The 18409-nt window shown below is 24.3% G+C and carries 24 protein-coding genes and 4 pseudogenes; 14 read left to right on the plus strand and 14 right to left on the minus strand.

Annotated elements, in window-relative coordinates; translation table 4 throughout:
• Positions 1-2 precede the first annotated feature (2 nt).
• Both AAHM78_RS05755 and AAHM78_RS05760 read right to left on the minus strand, forming a co-directional pair.
• On the minus strand, positions 3-377 hold the full coding sequence (locus AAHM78_RS05755) for a transposase family protein (RefSeq protein ID WP_342255056.1): 375 nt from the start codon (positions 375-377) through the stop codon (positions 3-5).
• Positions 378-427: 50 nt separating this feature from the next.
• The gene (locus AAHM78_RS05760; protein WP_342253818.1) at positions 428-820 is read right to left on the minus strand and encodes a transposase family protein; all 393 of its coding nucleotides are present in this window, start codon (positions 818-820) and stop codon (positions 428-430) included.
• A gap of 56 nt (positions 821-876) precedes the next feature.
• Here AAHM78_RS05760 and AAHM78_RS05765 point away from each other — a divergent pair, with 56 nt between their 5' ends.
• Positions 877-1896 carry a hypothetical protein gene (locus AAHM78_RS05765; RefSeq protein WP_342254661.1) on the plus strand — a complete coding sequence of 340 codons (1020 nt, stop codon included), beginning with the start codon at positions 877-879 and terminating at the stop codon, positions 1894-1896.
• Positions 1897-2169: 273 nt separating this feature from the next.
• On the opposite strand, the gene AAHM78_RS05770 is transcribed toward AAHM78_RS05765, so the two are convergent.
• Positions 2170-3408: an IS256 family transposase gene (locus AAHM78_RS05770; protein ID WP_342255042.1), complete on the minus strand. Its 1239-nt coding sequence runs from the start codon at positions 3406-3408 to the stop codon at positions 2170-2172.
• 234 nt (positions 3409-3642) lie between these two features.
• Here AAHM78_RS05770 and AAHM78_RS05775 point away from each other — a divergent pair, with 234 nt between their 5' ends.
• The 3 genes and pseudogenes from AAHM78_RS05775 (at position 3643) to AAHM78_RS05785 (ending at position 5301) form a co-directional block, all read left to right on the plus strand.
• The gene (locus tag AAHM78_RS05775) at positions 3643-4008 is read left to right on the plus strand and encodes a transposase family protein (protein WP_342255057.1); all 366 of its coding nucleotides are present in this window, start codon (positions 3643-3645) and stop codon (positions 4006-4008) included.
• A 10-nt stretch (positions 4009-4018) separates the two neighbouring features.
• Positions 4019-4334, plus strand: a pseudogene (locus tag AAHM78_RS05780) (IS30 family transposase); the annotation flags it as partial.
• 619 nt (positions 4335-4953) lie between these two features.
• Complete coding sequence (locus AAHM78_RS05785; RefSeq protein ID WP_342254663.1) at positions 4954-5301, plus strand: hypothetical protein; 348 nt, start codon at positions 4954-4956, stop codon at positions 5299-5301.
• Positions 5302-5352: 51 nt separating this feature from the next.
• On the opposite strand, the gene AAHM78_RS05790 is transcribed toward AAHM78_RS05785, so the two are convergent.
• Both AAHM78_RS05790 and AAHM78_RS05795 read right to left on the minus strand, forming a co-directional pair.
• Complete coding sequence (locus AAHM78_RS05790) at positions 5353-6423, minus strand: lipoprotein (RefSeq protein ID WP_342254664.1); 1071 nt, start codon at positions 6421-6423, stop codon at positions 5353-5355.
• Positions 6424-6640: 217 nt separating this feature from the next.
• On the minus strand, positions 6641-7516 hold the full coding sequence (locus AAHM78_RS05795; protein WP_425289793.1) for an IS30 family transposase: 876 nt from the start codon (positions 7514-7516) through the stop codon (positions 6641-6643).
• A gap of 25 nt (positions 7517-7541) precedes the next feature.
• Here AAHM78_RS05795 and AAHM78_RS05800 point away from each other — a divergent pair, with 25 nt between their 5' ends.
• Positions 7542-8501 carry an IS1595 family transposase gene (locus AAHM78_RS05800; RefSeq protein WP_342254666.1) on the plus strand — a complete coding sequence of 320 codons (960 nt, stop codon included), beginning with the start codon at positions 7542-7544 and terminating at the stop codon, positions 8499-8501.
• Between the two features lie 91 nt (positions 8502-8592).
• On the opposite strand, the pseudogene AAHM78_RS05805 reads toward AAHM78_RS05800, so the two are convergent.
• Positions 8593-8724 (minus strand): annotated as a pseudogene (locus tag AAHM78_RS05805) (helix-turn-helix domain-containing protein); the annotation flags it as partial.
• A 114-nt stretch (positions 8725-8838) separates the two neighbouring features.
• Here AAHM78_RS05805 and AAHM78_RS05810 point away from each other — a divergent pair.
• Positions 8839-9246 (plus strand): transposase family protein, encoded by a 408-nt coding sequence (locus AAHM78_RS05810; protein ID WP_342254668.1) that lies wholly within the window; start codon positions 8839-8841, stop codon positions 9244-9246.
• 232 nt (positions 9247-9478) lie between these two features.
• Positions 9479-10300 carry an IS1595 family transposase gene (locus tag AAHM78_RS05815; protein ID WP_342254669.1) on the plus strand — a complete coding sequence of 274 codons (822 nt, stop codon included), beginning with the start codon at positions 9479-9481 and terminating at the stop codon, positions 10298-10300.
• An 87-nt stretch (positions 10301-10387) separates the two neighbouring features.
• Here the strand turns inward: AAHM78_RS05815 and AAHM78_RS05820 are convergent, their stop codons facing one another.
• The 5 genes from AAHM78_RS05820 to AAHM78_RS05835 form a co-directional block, all read right to left on the minus strand.
• Complete coding sequence (locus AAHM78_RS05820; protein WP_342254670.1) at positions 10388-10618, minus strand: transposase family protein; 231 nt, start codon at positions 10616-10618, stop codon at positions 10388-10390.
• Positions 10619-10937: 319 nt separating this feature from the next.
• The gene (locus AAHM78_RS05825; RefSeq protein WP_342254671.1) at positions 10938-11297 is read right to left on the minus strand and encodes a TraM recognition domain-containing protein; all 360 of its coding nucleotides are present in this window, start codon (positions 11295-11297) and stop codon (positions 10938-10940) included.
• A complete protein-coding gene (locus tag AAHM78_RS16810) occupies positions 11284-11430 on the minus strand; it encodes a transposase (protein WP_425289794.1) in 147 nt (48 codons plus the stop codon). The genes AAHM78_RS05825 and AAHM78_RS16810 overlap by 14 nt, the downstream gene beginning before the upstream one ends.
• Before the next feature lie 12 nt (positions 11431-11442).
• Positions 11443-11658, minus strand: coding sequence for a hypothetical protein (locus AAHM78_RS05830; protein ID WP_342255020.1), 216 nt, complete (start codon positions 11656-11658; stop codon positions 11443-11445).
• A 50-nt stretch (positions 11659-11708) separates the two neighbouring features.
• On the minus strand, positions 11709-12101 hold the full coding sequence (locus AAHM78_RS05835) for a transposase family protein (RefSeq protein WP_342252835.1): 393 nt from the start codon (positions 12099-12101) through the stop codon (positions 11709-11711).
• A 56-nt stretch (positions 12102-12157) separates the two neighbouring features.
• Between AAHM78_RS05835 and AAHM78_RS05840 the strand changes: the two genes are divergently transcribed.
• The 5 genes and pseudogenes from AAHM78_RS05840 to AAHM78_RS05860 all read left to right on the plus strand — a co-directional run.
• Positions 12158-12823, plus strand: coding sequence for a hypothetical protein (locus AAHM78_RS05840; RefSeq protein WP_342253558.1), 666 nt, complete (start codon positions 12158-12160; stop codon positions 12821-12823).
• A gap of 33 nt (positions 12824-12856) precedes the next feature.
• Positions 12857-13249, plus strand: a complete 393-nt coding sequence (locus tag AAHM78_RS05845; RefSeq protein WP_342252838.1) for a transposase family protein — start codon at positions 12857-12859, stop codon at positions 13247-13249.
• 110 nt (positions 13250-13359) lie between these two features.
• Positions 13360-14319, plus strand: a complete 960-nt coding sequence (locus AAHM78_RS05850) for an IS1595 family transposase (protein ID WP_342252847.1) — start codon at positions 13360-13362, stop codon at positions 14317-14319.
• 101 nt (positions 14320-14420) lie between these two features.
• Positions 14421-14813: pseudogene (locus tag AAHM78_RS05855) on the plus strand (transposase family protein); the annotation flags it as partial.
• Positions 14814-14828: 15 nt separating this feature from the next.
• Positions 14829-15213: pseudogene (locus AAHM78_RS05860) on the plus strand (FGGY family carbohydrate kinase); the annotation flags it as partial.
• Between the two features lie 15 nt (positions 15214-15228).
• Here the strand turns inward: AAHM78_RS05860 and AAHM78_RS05865 are convergent.
• From AAHM78_RS05865 to AAHM78_RS05875, 3 genes are all read right to left on the minus strand, one after another.
• A complete protein-coding gene (locus tag AAHM78_RS05865; RefSeq protein WP_342255059.1) occupies positions 15229-15603 on the minus strand; it encodes a transposase family protein in 375 nt (124 codons plus the stop codon).
• A gap of 150 nt (positions 15604-15753) precedes the next feature.
• Complete coding sequence (locus AAHM78_RS05870) at positions 15754-16470, minus strand: IS1595 family transposase (RefSeq protein WP_342254672.1); 717 nt, start codon at positions 16468-16470, stop codon at positions 15754-15756.
• A 118-nt stretch (positions 16471-16588) separates the two neighbouring features.
• The gene (locus tag AAHM78_RS05875) at positions 16589-16999 is read right to left on the minus strand and encodes a transposase family protein (protein ID WP_342254673.1); all 411 of its coding nucleotides are present in this window, start codon (positions 16997-16999) and stop codon (positions 16589-16591) included.
• 147 nt (positions 17000-17146) lie between these two features.
• Between AAHM78_RS05875 and AAHM78_RS05880 the strand changes: the two genes are divergently transcribed.
• Entirely contained in the window at positions 17147-17977 is an 831-nt protein-coding gene (locus tag AAHM78_RS05880; protein ID WP_342253622.1) for an FGGY family carbohydrate kinase, read from the plus strand.
• A 148-nt stretch (positions 17978-18125) separates the two neighbouring features.
• Positions 18126-18323, plus strand: a complete 198-nt coding sequence (locus AAHM78_RS05885; protein ID WP_342253621.1) for a hypothetical protein — start codon at positions 18126-18128, stop codon at positions 18321-18323.
• The last annotated feature ends 86 nt before the right edge of the window (positions 18324-18409 follow it).

Raw genomic sequence — 18409 nt, forward strand, 5'->3', positions numbered from 1 at the left:
AACTAAGGTAATTCAAAATTATATATTCCTGCTATTAAATTAAATCTTAATGCAAATCTTCGTATTTTATTGCGATATTTTAAACTTAAAATTTTAAAACGTTTTAGTTTAGCAAATACGTGTTCAATTTTAATTCTAATTTTACTTAAAGTTTTATTGTATTCTTTTTGAATTGGTGTTAATTGATTGTATTTACTTTTTTTAAATGGCAAAAATGTATTTTTATGAATATTTTGTATACCTTGATAACCTGAATCAACAAAAACTTGTTTTTCTGGATGAATAAAAGTTTTAGATTTTAGAAGCAATTTAAAATCATGAATGCTTCCAAAACAAAAAGCAGTTGAAATCATTTTTTCATTGGAAATATCAATAATTATTTGGGATTTGAGAGAATGATGTTTATTTTTACCTGAAAAAAGTAATTTTAGTTTTTTTTAATTCTTTCAATTGGAGTTTCAGTAGCATCAATAGCTAACAAATTATTATTAGTACCTTTATTTTTTGTTAAATCTTTTTTTCCAGGTAAATTAAAAATTCCGCTTTTTATTAAAATATTTTCAATTCAAAAAATATTACGAATGCAACTAGTATGACTAATATTATATCTTTTTGCAATAACTCTATAACTACTATAGTCTTTTCAATATTCTAAAGTCATTAATAAACGCTCTTCAATTACAATTTTATTTTTTCTACCACCATAATATTTTTGTTTAGACTCAGCAATTTTTAAAATTTCAAGCATTTTATAAAATGTTTTTGGCTTTATGCCGACTAAACTATAAAATTCTTGATCATCTTTATATTTTTTCAACATAATAACTATCACCTTTAATATTAATAATAATCGTTAAATTGTTAAAATTAAAGGTTTTGCACCAAGTCTATTATAACCAAAATATAAATTGTCATAATAGACGATTCGGTAGAGATTTAAAAAGTTCGATAACAAATCTTTTAAATAATAAATTTTGTGATTTAAAACCACAAATTGAAAAAATTCAAGGAAAAATAACTGCAATAAAAGTTTTAGATGAAAAAACTAAAGGTATTGATTTAAAATCTGGCGATATATATGTTGGAACAACTAATGCTTTATATTTAATTGGTGCTAATAGTATTGTTTATCAATTTAATAATATTAGTGATGAAATAACGAATATAATAAATTTTAATAATAATTATTATGTAAACACAAAAACAGAAGAAATTTATTTTTTAAATAATTCCAATATTTCAAAAGATGGAACTGTTACAGGAGAAAAAATAAAAACTGAAAATATTACCTTAAAAGAATTTGAAAATTTATTACAAAATAAACATACTTATGAAAGTAAATGAAATAAAAATCTTGGAAAAATAAAAAATATTTTTAGAATAAATAAAAATAGTGATGATAACTACTTAAAAGAAGGAGATATATATGCTTGAACAGATGATGGAGGATATTTAATTCGTAATCGGGATTTATTTGAAAAAATAGATATCAACAAACATTATATTATTCACCATGATGATAATCATATTGAAGAAGTGCATTATAATCATAATGATAACACATATTGCCATAGTACAGGCAAAAAAATTGCTGCTGTTAGTACTGCAACGGCAATAGGAGCAACAGCAGGTAGCATTCTTCCTGGAATAGGAACATTGATTGGAGCAGCAGTTGGTGGGTTGATTGGCGAAATTGGAGCAGTATTTATAACTACAGAATGATGTGGTTATAAAGCAAAAAGAGAAATATTTGATATAAATAACTTAAAAGAAAAAAATGAACTTAAAAATCTAAAAAAATGAACTAATGAATTTACAAAATCTATTAATCATGAACAACATTTAGCAATTGATAATAAAACAAATTTTATTAAAAGTAATATAACAAGTTTATAATAAATTTATAAAGAAAAAAAAGTTACCAATAAGGTAACTTTTTAATTGGGTGCCAACCTAACTCATATACAGAATTAATTATACTTACCTAATGTGTAAGTATTTTCATATTATACATTATTTTAAGATTATGGGGAAATATTATTTTCAAAAGAAAGCCAAAAATAGAGAAGCAACTATTATCATCAAAATTATTGTTGCTGTCATCATAATAATTATTAAAAAAAACTTAGAGGCTTTTATGTAATCTGTGTATCTTTGTTTTACAAGGTACTAGTTTAGATTAATTCTGTCTTCAAATTTTATCATAAAATGAGCAATTGCTGTATTTCAATTTTGAATGGGCATTGTTCATTTTTTTGTTATATTTTCGATTGCTAAGTAAAATATTTTAAAAACCGCCATATCGTTAGGAAAAACTTTTTTATTTCTTATAACTTTTCGTAATTGACTATTAACAGATTCAATAGCATTTGTGGTATAAATCACTCTTTTGATTTCTGCAGGATAACTAATAAAAACCATTAAATTATCTCAATTTTTATATCAGGATTTAGTAATTTGAGGATATTGTTTATTTCATTTATTTTCAAACAATTCTAAAGCTTGCGTTGCTTGTTCTTCACTACATGCACTATAAATTGGTTTTAAATCTGCAACTAGTGCTTTTCGATGTTTGTATGAAACATATTTTAAACTATTTCTAATTTGATGAACTATGCATAATTGATGTTCGGTTTTAGGATAAACTGATTGTATGGCTTCTGACATGCCTGTTAAATTATCGCTACAAGCAATAAGAATATCATTTAAGCCTCGATTTTTCATTTCTGTAAAATTAGATAATCAAAATTTAGAACCTTCATTTTCACTAATTCATAAACCTAAAACATCTTTTTTACCTTCTAAATCAACTCCTAGTGCTATATAAACTGATTTGTTAATAATCCGTTTATCTTGTCGTACTTTAACTACTATACAATCAAAATAAACAATCGGATAAATACTTTCTAATGGCCGATTTTGCCATGCTTTGACATCATCAATAACATCATCAGTAATTTGACTAATAACACTTTCACTAATATCTGCACCATGATATAACTCTTGCAACTGCATTCTAATGTCAGATACTGTCATACCTTTTGCATATAGTGAAAGAACTTTTTGATCAAAACCATCAAATCTTCTTTGTCTTTTTGGCACTATTACAGGAGTAAAATTACTATTACGATCTCGTGGTACATCAATTTCAATTTTACCTTCTTGAGTTATTAATTTTTTTGAAGTTATGCCATTACGAGCATTTTCACTATTACTATGTTGATTTTTTTCATATCCTAAATAATTTTGCATTTCAGAATTCAACATTTTTTCCACTAATCTTTTTGTTAATTCTTTATATAAACCTCCTTCTTTAAAAACTGTTGTTAAATCTTCAGTATTTTCTAGTAATAAATCTACTGCTTGTGATATTGGATCATTATTATTAATGTTTTGTTTTTTAACCATTTGTAACTCACTCTTTCTGGTCATTTAATTATATTTACTAGAATTAATTAAACATAGTTATTTTTGTAAGTTACACAGATTACTAAACATTACCACAAAAAATAAAGGTACTAATAATAATTTGTTAGCTATTGATGCTACTGAAACTCCAATTGAAAGAATTAAAAAAAACTAAAATTACTTTTTTCAGGTAAAAAGAAACATCATTCTCTCAAATCCCAAATAATTATTGATATTTCCAATGGAAAAATTATTTCAACTGCTTTTTGTTTTGGAAGCATTCATGATTTTAAATTGCTTCTAAAATCTAAAACTTTTATTCATCCAGAAAAACAAGTTTTTGTTGATTCGAGTTATCAAGGTATACAAAATATTCATAAAAATAAATTTTTGCCATTTAAAAAAAGTAAATACAATCAATTAACACCAATTCAAAAAGAATACAATAAAACTTTAAGTAAAATTAGAATTAAAATTGAACACGTATTTGCTAAACTAAAACGTTTTAAAATTTTAAGTTTAAAATATCGCAATAAAATACGAAGATTTGCATTAAGATTTAATTTAATAGCAGGAATATATAATTTTGAATTACCTTAGTTTTGCACCAAGTCTAATAAAATTTATTTCAAAGTTACAAAAAGGAACAGTTAAAACCATTACTTTTGATCGTGGTAAAGAATTTAGTAAATGAAGATTAATCGAAAAAATTTGTAATGTCAAAATTTATTTTGCAGATCCTGGTAAACCTTGCCAAAGGGGTTTAAATGAAAATAATAATGGTATTTTAAGAAGCTATTTACCAAAATCTACAGATCTATCTTCATATAAAAAAAGATTTAAATTTTATAGCATTTCAAATTAATTCTACACCCAGAAAATCGCTCTCTTATAAAAGACCAATAGATTTAATACAATTATTTTAAAAAACTGTCCCATTTATATTTACAACTCAGGTTTTAAATCCGAATTATTTATTAAAAAAGGCTTTTCTCCCTTTATGTACTATTTCTTCAATTGAATGACATAAGTGCTGAGAAAAGCCTATCTACGGACTTCTCCCCACAGTTTTAAATCAAGCACAACATTACAGTTTCAAAACTAAGTTTTTTTGTTGAATTGATATTCAGCTTCCTTTGCATATAAATAAATAAACATGATGTTTTGCAATTTTTACATATGTTCTGAAAGTTTTTGGCAGATGTTTTCATATTGATTTAATTTAGTTTAGACATATTCCGTAATTAAAATGGTTTATTTGTCAATCAAAATCTTAATATTTTTATAACACTTATCTTATTATTTATTTGCAAAAAATTAATAATTTATTAAAAATAATTTAAAAATATTTTCATAAAATTTTTAAAAAATAAAATATTAAAAATTTTTAATGTTAATTTTTATTTAAAAAATGACTTGACTTTTAAAAAATTTAATTACGGAATATGTCTATTGTTTACAAACTTGAATTTTCTTTAAAAGTTTTTAAAACAAAATCTTTTTCAATTTCTAAAATTTCATTTAGTAAAAAAGTGTTGCCATTTCATGCTTTCAAGTCTAGGAAACCGAAAATTAGGTAAAGCAAGTACATCTATAATAATTAATTATAACGAATTACAACATCAAGATTTACTTATCAAATGACTAGCACAACAAAATGACATAATTTCCTATCAAACTGAAAAAGAGCTTAAATCAGAAAGCCCAAGAGAAAAAGGATATCCTGATTTACTAGTTCATTATGAAGACAAAGATATGATCATTGAACTTGAAAGAACTAGAAAAACCATCAAACGATTTGAAGACAAACTTGATGGTTTAAGAACCCGTTTACATTATTTTCTAAAAGATTCCAAACGGGTTCTAAGATTATTTCAATTACTTTTTCACTAGAGGATAATTATTGAAACTTGGGGGTGACCCTTTACTTCACTAAACATTACCTTACGATTTAACATATAAATTTCCTTTATTATTAGCAGTTCATGTTCCTGCATATAAATCATTATTAACATTTACTAAACTAACGATTGCACCATTAGTCTCAGTTCAATTAGTAATTTCACTAACTGTACCTGCACCAGTAATTTTAAATAATTTACCTTTATAATTAGCAGTTCATGTTCCTGCATATAAATCATTATTAACATTTACTAAACTAACAATTGCACCATTATTCTCAGTTCAATTAGTAATTTCACTAACTGTACCTGCACCAGTGATTTTAAATAATTTACCTTTATAATTAGCGGTTTTGGTTCCTGCATATAAATCATTATTAACATTTACTAAACTAACAATTGCACCATTATTCTCAGTTCAATTAGTAATTTCACTAACTGTACCTGCACTAGTAATTTTAAATAATTTACCTTTATAATTAGCGGTTTTGGTTCCTGCATATAAATCATTATTAACATTTACTAAACTAAAAATTGCACCATTAGTCTTAGTTCAATTAGTAATTTCACTAACTGTACCTGCACTAGTAATTTTAAATAATTTACCTTTATTACCATTTATATCAGTTACAGTTCCTGCATATAAATCATTATTAACCTTTACTAAACTAACAATTGCACCATTATTCTCAGTTCAATTAGTAATTTCACTAACTGTACCTGCACTAGTAATTTTAAATAATTTACCTTTATTACCATTTATATCAGTTACAGTTCCTGCATATAAATCATTATTAACATTTACTAAACTAACGATTGCACCATTAGTCTCAGTTCAATTAGTAATTTCACTAACTGTACCTGCGCTAGTAATTTTAAATAATTTACCTTTATAATTAGCAGTTTTGGTTCCTGCATATAAATCATTATTAACATTTACTAAACTAACAATTGCACCATTAGTCTCGGTTCAACCAGAAACTTTTTGAAATTCTGGTTGAACTGGCTGAACTGGAGTTGGCGATGGTTTGTCTCCGCCATTACAAGCAATAACGCTAGTACTTATTGTTCCGATTAAAGTCATTGCTCCTAAAATACTTAGTAATTTTTTCATATTTTTTACCCCCTTAAATTTAATGTATATTATTATTTTATATGATTTCTGCAATAAGTTCTTCATAAGCTTGTTTTTGACGTCAATAATAAAGATTTGTTCAAATACTACTTTATTCTAGATGTTCAATCATAATAAGAACAATTTATTAGACTTCTTGCATAATTGATTTTAAAATTTATATTACCTGAGTTGTAAATATAAATGGGACAGTTTTTTAAAATAATTGTATTAAATCTATTGGTCTTTTATAAGAGAGCGATTTTCTGGGTGTAGAATTAATTTGAAATGCTATAAAATTTAAATCTTTTTGTTTATATGAAGATAGATCTGTAGATTTTGGTAAATATCTTCTTAAAATACCATTATTATTTTCATTTAAACCCCTTTGGCAAGGTTTACCAGGATCTGCAAAATAAATTTTGACATTACAAATTTTTTTGATTAATCTTCATTTACTAAATTCTTTACCACGATCAAAAGTAATGGTTTTAACTGTTCCTTTTTGTAACTTTGAAATAAATTTTATTATACTTTTTGTAATATTTTCTGATTTATGATTTTTAGTTACTAAAGGAATTGTGGTTTTTGATCATATATCAGCCAAAGTAATAATAGAACTTTTATGATCTTTGCCAATGATAGTATCACCTTCTAAATGACCAAATTCTTGTATATTTTTAATATTAGGAATGATTAAATTTCTTTCATGAATAGACTTACAATTATTAATTTTGCCCCTAGTTTCTTTTTGTTTGTGAGATTTATTTTTGCCTTTTCTCAATAAGTTATTTTCATCAAAACCCATTCGATTTGTTTTAAACATGTTATATAAAGTTTTTGTTGAAATACTTTTTATTTTATTTTCCTTTAAAAAGTTAGCAATTATATCAAGAGCATACTTTTTAGTAATTAACAAATGATTAATACTATTAATTTCTGTTAAAGTTAAAATTATTAATTTTCTGCCTGCATTTTGTTTATTTTTTTGAAATTGATTCAATATTTCTAATGGCAATAAGTTTTTATTTAATAATCTTTTAATTTTCACAAAAAATCTTGATATTACTTTTAATTTTAAATTAAAAGTAATATTTTTATATCAGGGGTGATTTTTTGTGACTAATAATGAATTAATTGATGTTTTAAAAAACAAAAAAGATGAAGAATTTATAAAAATTATTAGACATTTTAAAAATAGAATTAAACAAATTGAGAAAAAAGAAAAATTAGATGCAATTGATAAAAAATTTAAAGAAAAAGGAATTCAATGTCCAAATTGTAAATCTTATTGATGTGTAAAAAATGGTTTTAAGAATAATAAGCAAAAATATTTATGCAAAGATTGTAAAAGTAGCTTTGATGCTTTAAGAAATCATTTTTTACATTGAAGTCATTTATCTCATGAACAATGAGATTGAATAATTTGATTGTCATTGTTAGGTCAATCTGCTTATACTATTTCTCAATTTGCTAAAATTTCAAAAACATCAGCATGATTTAATCGTCAAAAATTTATGAAATCATCACAATTAGCAAAAACACAAAAACCATTCACAAAATTAAAAGGTAGAATTGAAATTGATGAAACTTTTATCAAAGAAATTCATAAAGGAAATTTCAAAAATCCAGATGATCCAAGAAAAAAATGAATTGAAGAAAATGCTAAAAATTTAAACTGTTGTATTGAAATGGCAATTGATGAAAATAAAAATATTTATGCTCAAACAACAAATACTAAAAGATTAACAAAAAAATGAGTACAAGAAAATTTAACATCTAAGCTTATCGAAGAAAAATCAATTATAGTTTGTGATATGCAAATACTATATGATACAGTAGCTAAACAAACAAAATGTACTCTCAAGAAATTTAAATCAAAAGAAAATAAAGAATTAAATTATAAAAATTTAAGTAATATCAGTAAAATACAATCAAGTTTAAAAGAATTTATTACTCATTATCATGGCATTGGATTTACCAATATTCAAAATTACCTCAATTTATGAAAATTTAAATACCAACATTATAAAATATCACCTTATGCAAAATCTGAAGCATTATATTTCAGTTTGTAAAAAAAATAAATCCCAAAATTAAATAAAATCAAATTTTAGGCCAGGTTGATGATTTTTTTTATTTCATCAAGAGTTTTTTTGAAAATTAAAATAATAATCTACAAACTCTATGTACAGTTGATTTACTATAATCAACAATTTTTGCTATTTTACGAATCGAAAATCCATAATTTTTATATTCTTTTATTGCTATTATTGATTCAATACTCAGATACTTATACATTGCGCTAATTCCTTTCTTTTCTTAATTATAGAACTAACACAATTTAATTTTTATATAAGTGTCCTTTTTAATTTTACAATTAAAGTTAGATAATATTTTTCTGGTAAAAGTTGAATGTATTCTATAAAATTTCAAATTATATATGATTTGTTTAATAAAAAAATTGTTGATATTTTTGCTGATAATGGCAAAGTTCATGATTTTCAAATATTAAAAAATTTCAATCTTGAATTTTCAGAAAAAACAATAATTATTGGTTATTTAGGATATCAAGGTATACAAAATATTTATGAAAATACAATAATACCAATTAAAAAAACTAAAAATAAAAAATTAAATAAACAAGAAAAAAAATATAATAAAATTGTATCTAAAATTAGAATTAAAGTTGAACATGTCTTTGTTTGATTGAAAAGATTTAAAATTTTAGTAAATAAATGTAGAAAATCAAAATTTAGACTTATGTATTTGAGATTTAACTTACTTTGTGAAATTTTTAATAAAATAAAACCATTAAAGTAAAAAAAGTTATTAAATCAACCATTTTTACAATTTTAGTTATTAGATAGGTTAATATAAAAAATATTATTAACAATTTTTGTGTTTTAAAAATAAATTTATTTTTAAATTATTTTTTCAAAAAAATATTAATAACTAAAAATAAATAATAAAATAAGTGTTATAAAAATTTTTTAATTTTTCTTGAAAAATTAATTATCGGATTTCTCCCCACATGTACGCGTGGGAGGAACAAATGAAATTTAATGAGTTCAACAACGTTTTTCAAACCGAACAACAATGTCTTGAATATATAGCAATGTTGAAAGAAACCAAATGCATACGGTGCTATAGTTCTACTTTGAATACTTCTGATTTAAAAAGAGTAAGATGCTTGAAATGTAATCAAAAATTCAGTATCCTCTCTGGAACCATTTTTTCAAGGTCACAAATTCCTTTGAAATCTTGGTTTTATCTCATTTTTCGATGAATAAATACCAAACATGGAATTCCATCAACAGATGTTGCAAAAGAATTGGGAGTGACCTTGAAAACAGCTTGGAGAATGGGTCATGAAATCAGAAAGCGTATCGCCAAACAAGAACATGAATTCATTGTGGGAGGCATAGTACAGATTGATGAAATGTATCTTTCACATATAGGTGCCAAGAAACAAGGAAGATCCTTGATGAATAAAACCCTGATTGTTGGTATTTATGAAAAAACAACGAACAACCTAATTGTGAAAGTGATGAAAAATGCAAACAGAAAAAATCTTTTGCAGTTTGCACAAAAACACATTTCTTCACAATGCCAAGTATATACTGATTCTTGAAGAGGATATCGCGATTTCAAATTGTTTTTTCCTAAACATGAAACAGTGAACCATCAAAATAGTTATGTTTCAAAGAATGGTGTAAATACAAATCAAATTGAATCAGTATGAAAACATATTCGGCGAACTTTCAGAACACATATCAGAGTTTCAAAACAGCATGTGCATTTATATGCCAAAGAATCTGCATATAAATTCAACAAAAACCCCGGTTTTGAAACAACATTGTTGTGTTTGATTTAATAAAAATGTGGGGAGAAATCCGTATGTAGGCTTTTCTCAACATTTATGTGGTAAAATTTTAATTGTATAAAGGGAGAAAAGCCTTAATTATTTAATTACGGAATATGTCTTTTGAAAAAAAGTATAATACTCTTTTCAATATTCAAGTGTCATCATCAATCTTTCTTCAACTGAAAGTTTATTTTTTCTTCCTTTACTTTTTTTTAATTTTTCTATTTCAATTAATTTTTCTAACATTTCATTAAAATGAAAACGTTTTATACCAAAATATCTGTAAAATTCTTTATTTTTTAATTTTTTTAAATTTTCAAAAATCATTTTTATCAACACTTTCCCGATTTATTAATAATAAAATTATAAAATAAATTTTAAAATTATTAATTGACTTTTGAAAAATTTAATTACGGAATACGTCTATTGTATTTTAAATAGAAAATTATCCCCGCATTTATTTAAATCAAATACAACATTATTGTTTCAAAACTAGGCTTTTTGTTGAATTTATATGCAGCTTCTTTGGCATATAAGTGTACGTTTTCTTTTGAGACTCTGATATGTGTTCTGAAAGTTTTTCGCAAATGTTTTCAAACTGATTCAATTTGGTGTTTTTAGAGACTTTTTATTTTTTAATACTTTTCTATTCATCAATGTAGTTTTCAATGTCAATTTTATCAATGTACTGATTTGAACTAGGCAATAATATTTTTACATATGCTTGTCCAACATTCAATTTTTTTAAATCATTGGGATGAACAATGTATTCCTCAACTTCTCTTATTGAACCCTTAGAATTTGATTTAGAATTATTATCATACTGTTTAGTAATCTTTTGAGAAGTTTTAGTTCCAAAGACTTTGGCAAGGTATTCGGCACTATTTGGGTCTTTAACATTATGAGCAATAATGTTAGCAGTATTACCAAAAATAGTGTCTGTTAAATCTTTGCTTGATGTTTTTAAATCATTAATTAGACTTGGTGCAAAACTAAGGTAATTCAAAATTATATATTCCTGTTATTAAATTAAATCTTAATGCAAATCTTCGTATTTTATTGCGATATTTTAAACTTAAAATTTTAAAACGTTTTAGTTTAGCAAATACGTGTTCAATTTTAATTCTAATTTTACTTAAAGTTTTATTGTATTATTTTTGAATTGGTGTTAATTGATTGTATTTACTTTTTTTAAATGGCAAAAATGTATTTTTATGAATATTTTGTATACCTTGATAACCCGAATCAACAAAAACTTGTTTTTCTGTATGAATAAAAGTTTTAGATTTTAGAAGCAATTTAAAATCATGAATGCTTCCAAAACAAAAAGCAGTTGAAATAATTTTTCCATTGGAAATATCAATAATTATTTGGGATTTGAGAGAATGATGTTTCTTTTTACCTGAAAAAAGTAATTTTAGTTTTTTTTAATTCTTTCAATTGGAGTTTCAGTAGCATCAATAGCTAACAAATTATTATTAGTACCTTTATTTTTTGTTAAATCTTTTTTTCCAGGTAAATTAAAAATTCCGCTTTTTATTAAAATATTTTCAATTCAAAAAATATTACGAATGCAACTAGTATGACTAATATTATATCTTTTTGCAATAACTCTATAACTACTATAGTCTTTTCAATATTCTAAAGTCATTAATAAACGCTCTTCAATTACAATTTTATTTTTTCTACCACCATAATATTTTTGTTTAGACTCAGCAATTTTTAAAATTTCAAGCATTTTATAAAATGTTTGTGGCTTTATGCCGACTAAACTATAAAATTCTTGATCATCTTTATATTTTTTCAACATAATAACTATCACCTTTAATATTAATAATAATCGTTAAATTGTTAAAATTAAAGGTTTTGCACCAAGTCTATTGAAGTCATTTATCTCATGAACAATGAGATTGAATAATTTGATTGTCATTGTTAGGTCAATCCGCTTATACTATTTCTCAATTTGCTAAAATTTCAAAAACATCAGCATGATTTAATCGTCAAAAATTTATGAAATCATCACAATTAGCAAAAACACAAAAACCATTCACAAAATTAAAATGTAGAATTGAAATTGATGAAACTTTTATCAAAGAAATTCATAAAGGAAATTTCAAAAATCCAGATGATCCAAGAAAAAAATGAATTGAAGAAAATGCTAAAGATTTAAACTGTTGTATTGAAATGGCAATTGATGAAAATAAAAATATTTATGCTCAAACAACAAATACTAAAAGATTAACAAAAAAATGAGTACAAGAAAATTTAACATCTAAGCTTATCGAAGAAAAATCAATTATAGTTTGTGATATGCAAATACTATATGATACAGTAGCTAAACAAACAAAATGTACTCTCAAGAAATTTAAATCAAAAGAAAATAAAGAATTAAATTATAAAAATTTAAGTAATATCAGTAAAATACAATCAAGTTTAAAAGAATTTATTACTCATTATCATGGCATTGGATTTACCAATATTCAAAATTACCTCAATAGACTTGGTGCAAAACCTTTAATTTTAACAATTTAACGATTATTATTAATATTAAAGGTGATAGTTATTATGTTGAAAAAATATAAAGATGATCAAGAATTTTATAGTTTAGTCGGCATAAAGCCACAAACATTTTATAAAATGCTTGAAATTTTAAAAATTGCTGAGTCTAAACAAAAATATTGTGGTGGTAGAAAAAATAAAATTGTAATTGAAGAGCGTTTATTAATGACTTTAGAATATTGAAAAGACTATAGTAGTTATAGAGTTATTGCAAAAAGATATAATATTAGTCATACTAGTTGCATTCGTAATATTTTTTGAATTGAAAATATTTTAATAAAAAGCGGAATTTTTAATTTACCTGGAAAAAAAGATTTAACAAAAAATAAAGGTACTAATAATAATTTGTTAGCTATTGATGCTACTGAAACTCCAATTGAAAGAATTAAAAAAAACTAAAATTACTTTTTTCAGGTAAAAAGAAACATCTTTTAATTTTCACAAAAAATCTTGATATTACTTTTAATTTAAAATTAAAAGTAATATTTTTATATCAGGGGTGATTTTTTGTGACTAATAATGAATTAATTGATGTTTTAAAAAACAAAAAAGATGAAGAATTTATAAAAATTATTAGACATTTTAAAAATAGAATTAAACAAATTGAGAAAAAAGAAAAATTAGATGCAATTGATAAAAAATTTAAAGAAAAAGGAATTCAATGTCCAAATTGTAAATCTTATTGATGTGTAAAAAATGGTTTTAAGAATAATAAGCAAAAATATTTATGCAAAGATTGTAAAAGTAGCTTTGATGCTTTAAGAAATCATTTTTTACATTGAAGTCATTTATCTCATGAACAATGAGATTGAATAATTTGATTGTCATTGTTAGGTCAATCTGCTTATACTATTTCTCAATTTGCTAAAATTTCAAAAACATCAGCATGATTTAATCGTCAAAAATTTATGAAATCATCACAATTAGCAAAAACACAAAAACCATTCACAAAATTAAAAGGTAGAATTGAAATTGATGAAACTTTTATCAAAGAAATTCATAAAGGAAATTTCAAAAATCCAGATGATCCAAGAAAAAAATGAATTGAAGAAAATGCTAAAGATTTAAACTGTTGTATTGAAATGGCAATTGATGAAAATAAAAATATTTATGCTCAAACAACAAATACTAAAAGATTAACAAAAAAATGAGTACAAGAAAATTTAACATCTAAGCTTATCGAAGAAAAATCAATTATAGTTTGTGATATGCAAATACTATATGATACAGTAGCTAAACAAACAAAATGTACTCTCAAGAAATTTAAATCAAAAGAAAATAAAGAATTAAATTATAAAAATTTAAGTAATATCAGTAAAATACAATCAAGTTTAAAAGAATTTATTACTCATTATCATGGCATTGGATTTACCAATATTCAAAATTACCTCAATTTATGAAAATTTAAATACCAACATTATAAAATATCACCTTATGCAAAATCTGAAGCATTATATTTCAGTTTGTAAAAAAAATAAATCCCAAAATTAAATAAAATCAAATTTTAGGCCAGGTTGATGATTTTTTTTATTTCATCAAGAGTTTTTTTGAAAATTAAAAGAAACATCATTCTCTCAAATCCCAAATAATTATTGATATTTCCAATGGAAAAATTATTTCAACTGCTTTTTGTTTTGGGAGCATTCATGATTTTAAATTGCTTCTAAAATCTAAAACTTTTATTCATCCAGAAAAACAAGTTTTTGTTGATTCAGGTTATCAAGGTATACAAAATATTCATAAAAATACATTTTTGCCATTTAAAAAAAGTAAATACAATCAATTAACACCAATTCAAAAAGAATACAATAAAACTTTAAGTAAAATTAGAATTAAAATTGAACACGTATTTGCTAAACTAAAACGTTTTAAAATTTTAAGTTTAAAATATCGCAATAAAATACGAAGATTTGCATTAAGATTTAATTTAATAGCAGGAATATATAATTTTGAATTACCTTAGTTTTGCACCAAGTCTATTGATAAAGAAGGAAAAATTACTGGTATCCATCAAATTGATAGACCTCAGCATTATCCCCCTCAATCAGGTTGAGTTGAACATGATGCACTTGGAATTTGAAATAATCAATTAACAACAATGCAACAAGCTTTAAATAAAAGTAATATTAAATCTAATCAAATTGAAGCAATTGGTATTACTAATCAACGTGAAACAACAGTAGTATGAAATCGTGATACAGGTTTACCAGTTTATAACGCTATTGTTTGACAAGATCGCAGAACAGCAGATTACTGTGAAGAATTAGCAAAAAAAAGGATGAAAAGAAAAAATTCATAAAAAAACCGGCTTACTAATTGATTCTTATTTTTCTGCTACTAAAATAAAATGAATTTTAGATAATAGACTTGGTGCAAAACTAAGGTAATTCAAAATTATATATTCCTGTTATTAAATTAAATCTTAATGCAAATCTTCGTATTTTATTGCGATATTTTAAACTTAAAATTTTAAAACGTTTTAGTTTAGCAAATACGTGTTCAATTTTAATTCTAATTTTACTTAAAGTTTTATTGTATTCTTTTTGAATTGGTGTTAATTGATTGTATTTACTTTTTTTAAATGGCAAAAATGTATTTTTATGAATATTTTGTATACCTTGATAACCTGAATCAACAAAAACTTGTTTTTCTGGATGAATAAAAGTTTTAGATTTTAGAAGCAATTTAAAATCATGAATGCTTCCAAAACCAAAAGCAGTTGAAATAATTTTTCCATTGGAAATATCAATAATTATTTGGGATTTGAGAGAATGATGTTTCTTTTTACCTGAAAAAAGTAATTTTAGTTTTTTTTAAGGCTTTTATCCCTTTATGTACTATTTTTAAATTTTATCACATAAACGGAGATAAAAGCCTACCTAGGAAATTATCCCCGCATGTATTTAAATCAAACACAAAATTACAGTTTCAAAACTAGGTATGTTATTGAATTTATATGCTAATTCTTTTGCATATAAATGAATATTGTGCTTTGAAACTCTTATGTGTGTTCGGAAAGTTCGTCGTATGTGCTTTCATGCTGATTCAATCTGGTTTGTGTTTACACCTGTTGGTGACACATACCCAACTTCATGATTTACGATTTCATGTTTGGGATAGAAGTTTTTGAAACTTACATATCCCTTCCAAGAATCCGTAAATAGACAGCACTCAGTAAAAATGTGTTTCAATGCAAATCTTAAAAGGTTTTTTTCATCTGCATTTTTCAGCACCTTCACAATTAGTTTGTTGCTGGTTTTCTCATAAACTCCAACAATCAAAGTTTTATTCAACAAGGATCTTCCTTGTTTTTTAAAACCTAAATGCGAAAGATACATTTCATCCATCTGTGCTGTGCCATCAACAATGAAAACTGCATCTTGATTTCCAATTCTAGTCCTGATTTCATGACACATTCTTCAATCTGTTTTATAGGTCACACCCAATTCCCTTGCAACATCGGTTGCTGGTATGCCATGCTTTGTGTTTATTCATCTAAAGATGAGATAAAACCAAGATGTCATTTGGGTCTGTGACTTATAAAAAATGGTTCCATAAAGAATACTAAATGTTTGGTTACAGTTCAAACATCGTATTCTTCTCAAATCAGAAGTATTCAAACTAGAAGAAGCACACCTGATGCATTTCATTATTTTCAACTTCGCTATATATTTCAAACAATCGTTTTCAGTTTGAAATATGCTATTGAATTCATTTCAATTCATTTTTTCCTCCACACTAGTACATTTGGGGATAATTTCCTTTTTTAATTATTTCAATTGGAGTTTCAGTAGCATCAATAGCTAACAAATTATTATTAGTACCTTTATTTTTTGTTAAATCTTTTTTTCCAGGTAAATTAAAAATTCCGCTTTTTATTAAAATATTTTCAATTCAAAAAATATTACGAATGCAACTAGTATGACTAATATTATATCTTTTTGCAATAACTCTATAACTACTATAGTCTTTTCAATATTCTAAAGTCATTAATAAACGCTCTTCAATTACAATTTTATTTTTTCTACCACCATAATATTTTTGTTTAGACTCAGCAATTTTTAAAATTTCAAGCATTTTATAAAATGTTTGTGGCTTTATGCCGACTAAACTATAAAATTCTTGATCATCTTTATATTTTTTCAACATAATAACTATCACCTTTAATATTAATAATAATCGTTAAATTTTTAAAATTAAAGGTTTTGCACCAATTCTAATGTTAAAAATGCACGTGAATTAGCAAAAAAAGGAAAACTAGCTTTTGGTACTATTGATAGTTGATTAATTTATAAAATGACAAATGGTATTGAAAATAATGTTGAAAAAACTAAACATGTTATTGACATTACAAATGCTTCACGAACAATGTTATTCAACATTAATACTAAAAAATGAGATGAAGAATTACTAGAATTATTTAATATTCCTAAAAATATGTTACCAGAAGTAGTTCCCAGTTCAGGTAAAATCGGAACTACTTATAAAGGAATGTTATTCCAAAATGATGAGCAAGAAATTCCTATTACTGCTGCAATTGGTGATCAACAAGCTGCATTATTTGGTCAATTATGTTTAACACCTGGTGAAATCAAAAATACTTATGGTACTGGTTGTTTTATTTTAATGAACATTGGAAATACTCCTCTTTTTTCAAAACAAGGTTTACTAACGACTATTGCTTATCAATTATCAGGCGAAGAACCAGTTTTTGCTTTAGAAGGTTCAGTTTTTATTGCAGGGGCTGCTGTTCAATTTTTACGTGATCAATTACGAATGTTATATCGTTCCGATGAAAGTCTATGATATTCAAAAATTGTTGATCCAAAAGAAGAACAACGTATTTATGTAGTACCTGCTTTTGTTGGTTTGGGTGCCCCTTATTGAGATTCAACAGCACGTGGCGCTATATTTGGTTTAGAACGTGGTACGAAGCGTGAACATATTGTTAAAGGTACCATTGAATCATTAGCTTACCAGTCACAAGATGTTATTCTGGCAATGCAAGCAGATGTTAAATTAAATAAAGATTTAAAAGATTTAAAAATTAAGATTAAAGTTGATGGTGGAGCAAGTAATAATTCATATATTAGACTTGGTGCAAAACCTTTAATTTTAACAATTTAACTATTATTATTAATATTAAAGGTGATAGTTATTATGTTGAAAAAATATAAAGATGATCAAGAATTTTATTTTAATTTTCACAAAAAATCTTGATATTACTTTTAATTTTAAATTAAAAGTAATATTTTTATATCAGGGGTGATTTTTTGTGACTAATAATGAATTAATTGATGTTTTAAAAAACAAAAAAGATGAAGAATTTATAAAAATTATTAGACATTTTAAAAATAGAATTAAACAAATTGAGAAAAAAGAAAAATTAGATGCAATTGATAAAAAATTTAAAGAAAAAGGAATTCAATGTCCAAATTGTAAATCTTATTGATGTGTAAAAAAATGGTTTTAAGAATAATAAGCAAAAATATTTATGTAAAGATTGTAAAAGTAGCTTTGATGCTTTAAGAAATCATTTTTTACATTGAAGTCATTTAT

The organism is Spiroplasma endosymbiont of Zeiraphera isertana (assembly GCF_964030805.1).
In the GTDB taxonomy this organism is placed as follows: Bacteria; Bacillota_I; Bacilli_A; order Mycoplasmatales; family VBWQ01; genus Spiroplasma_E.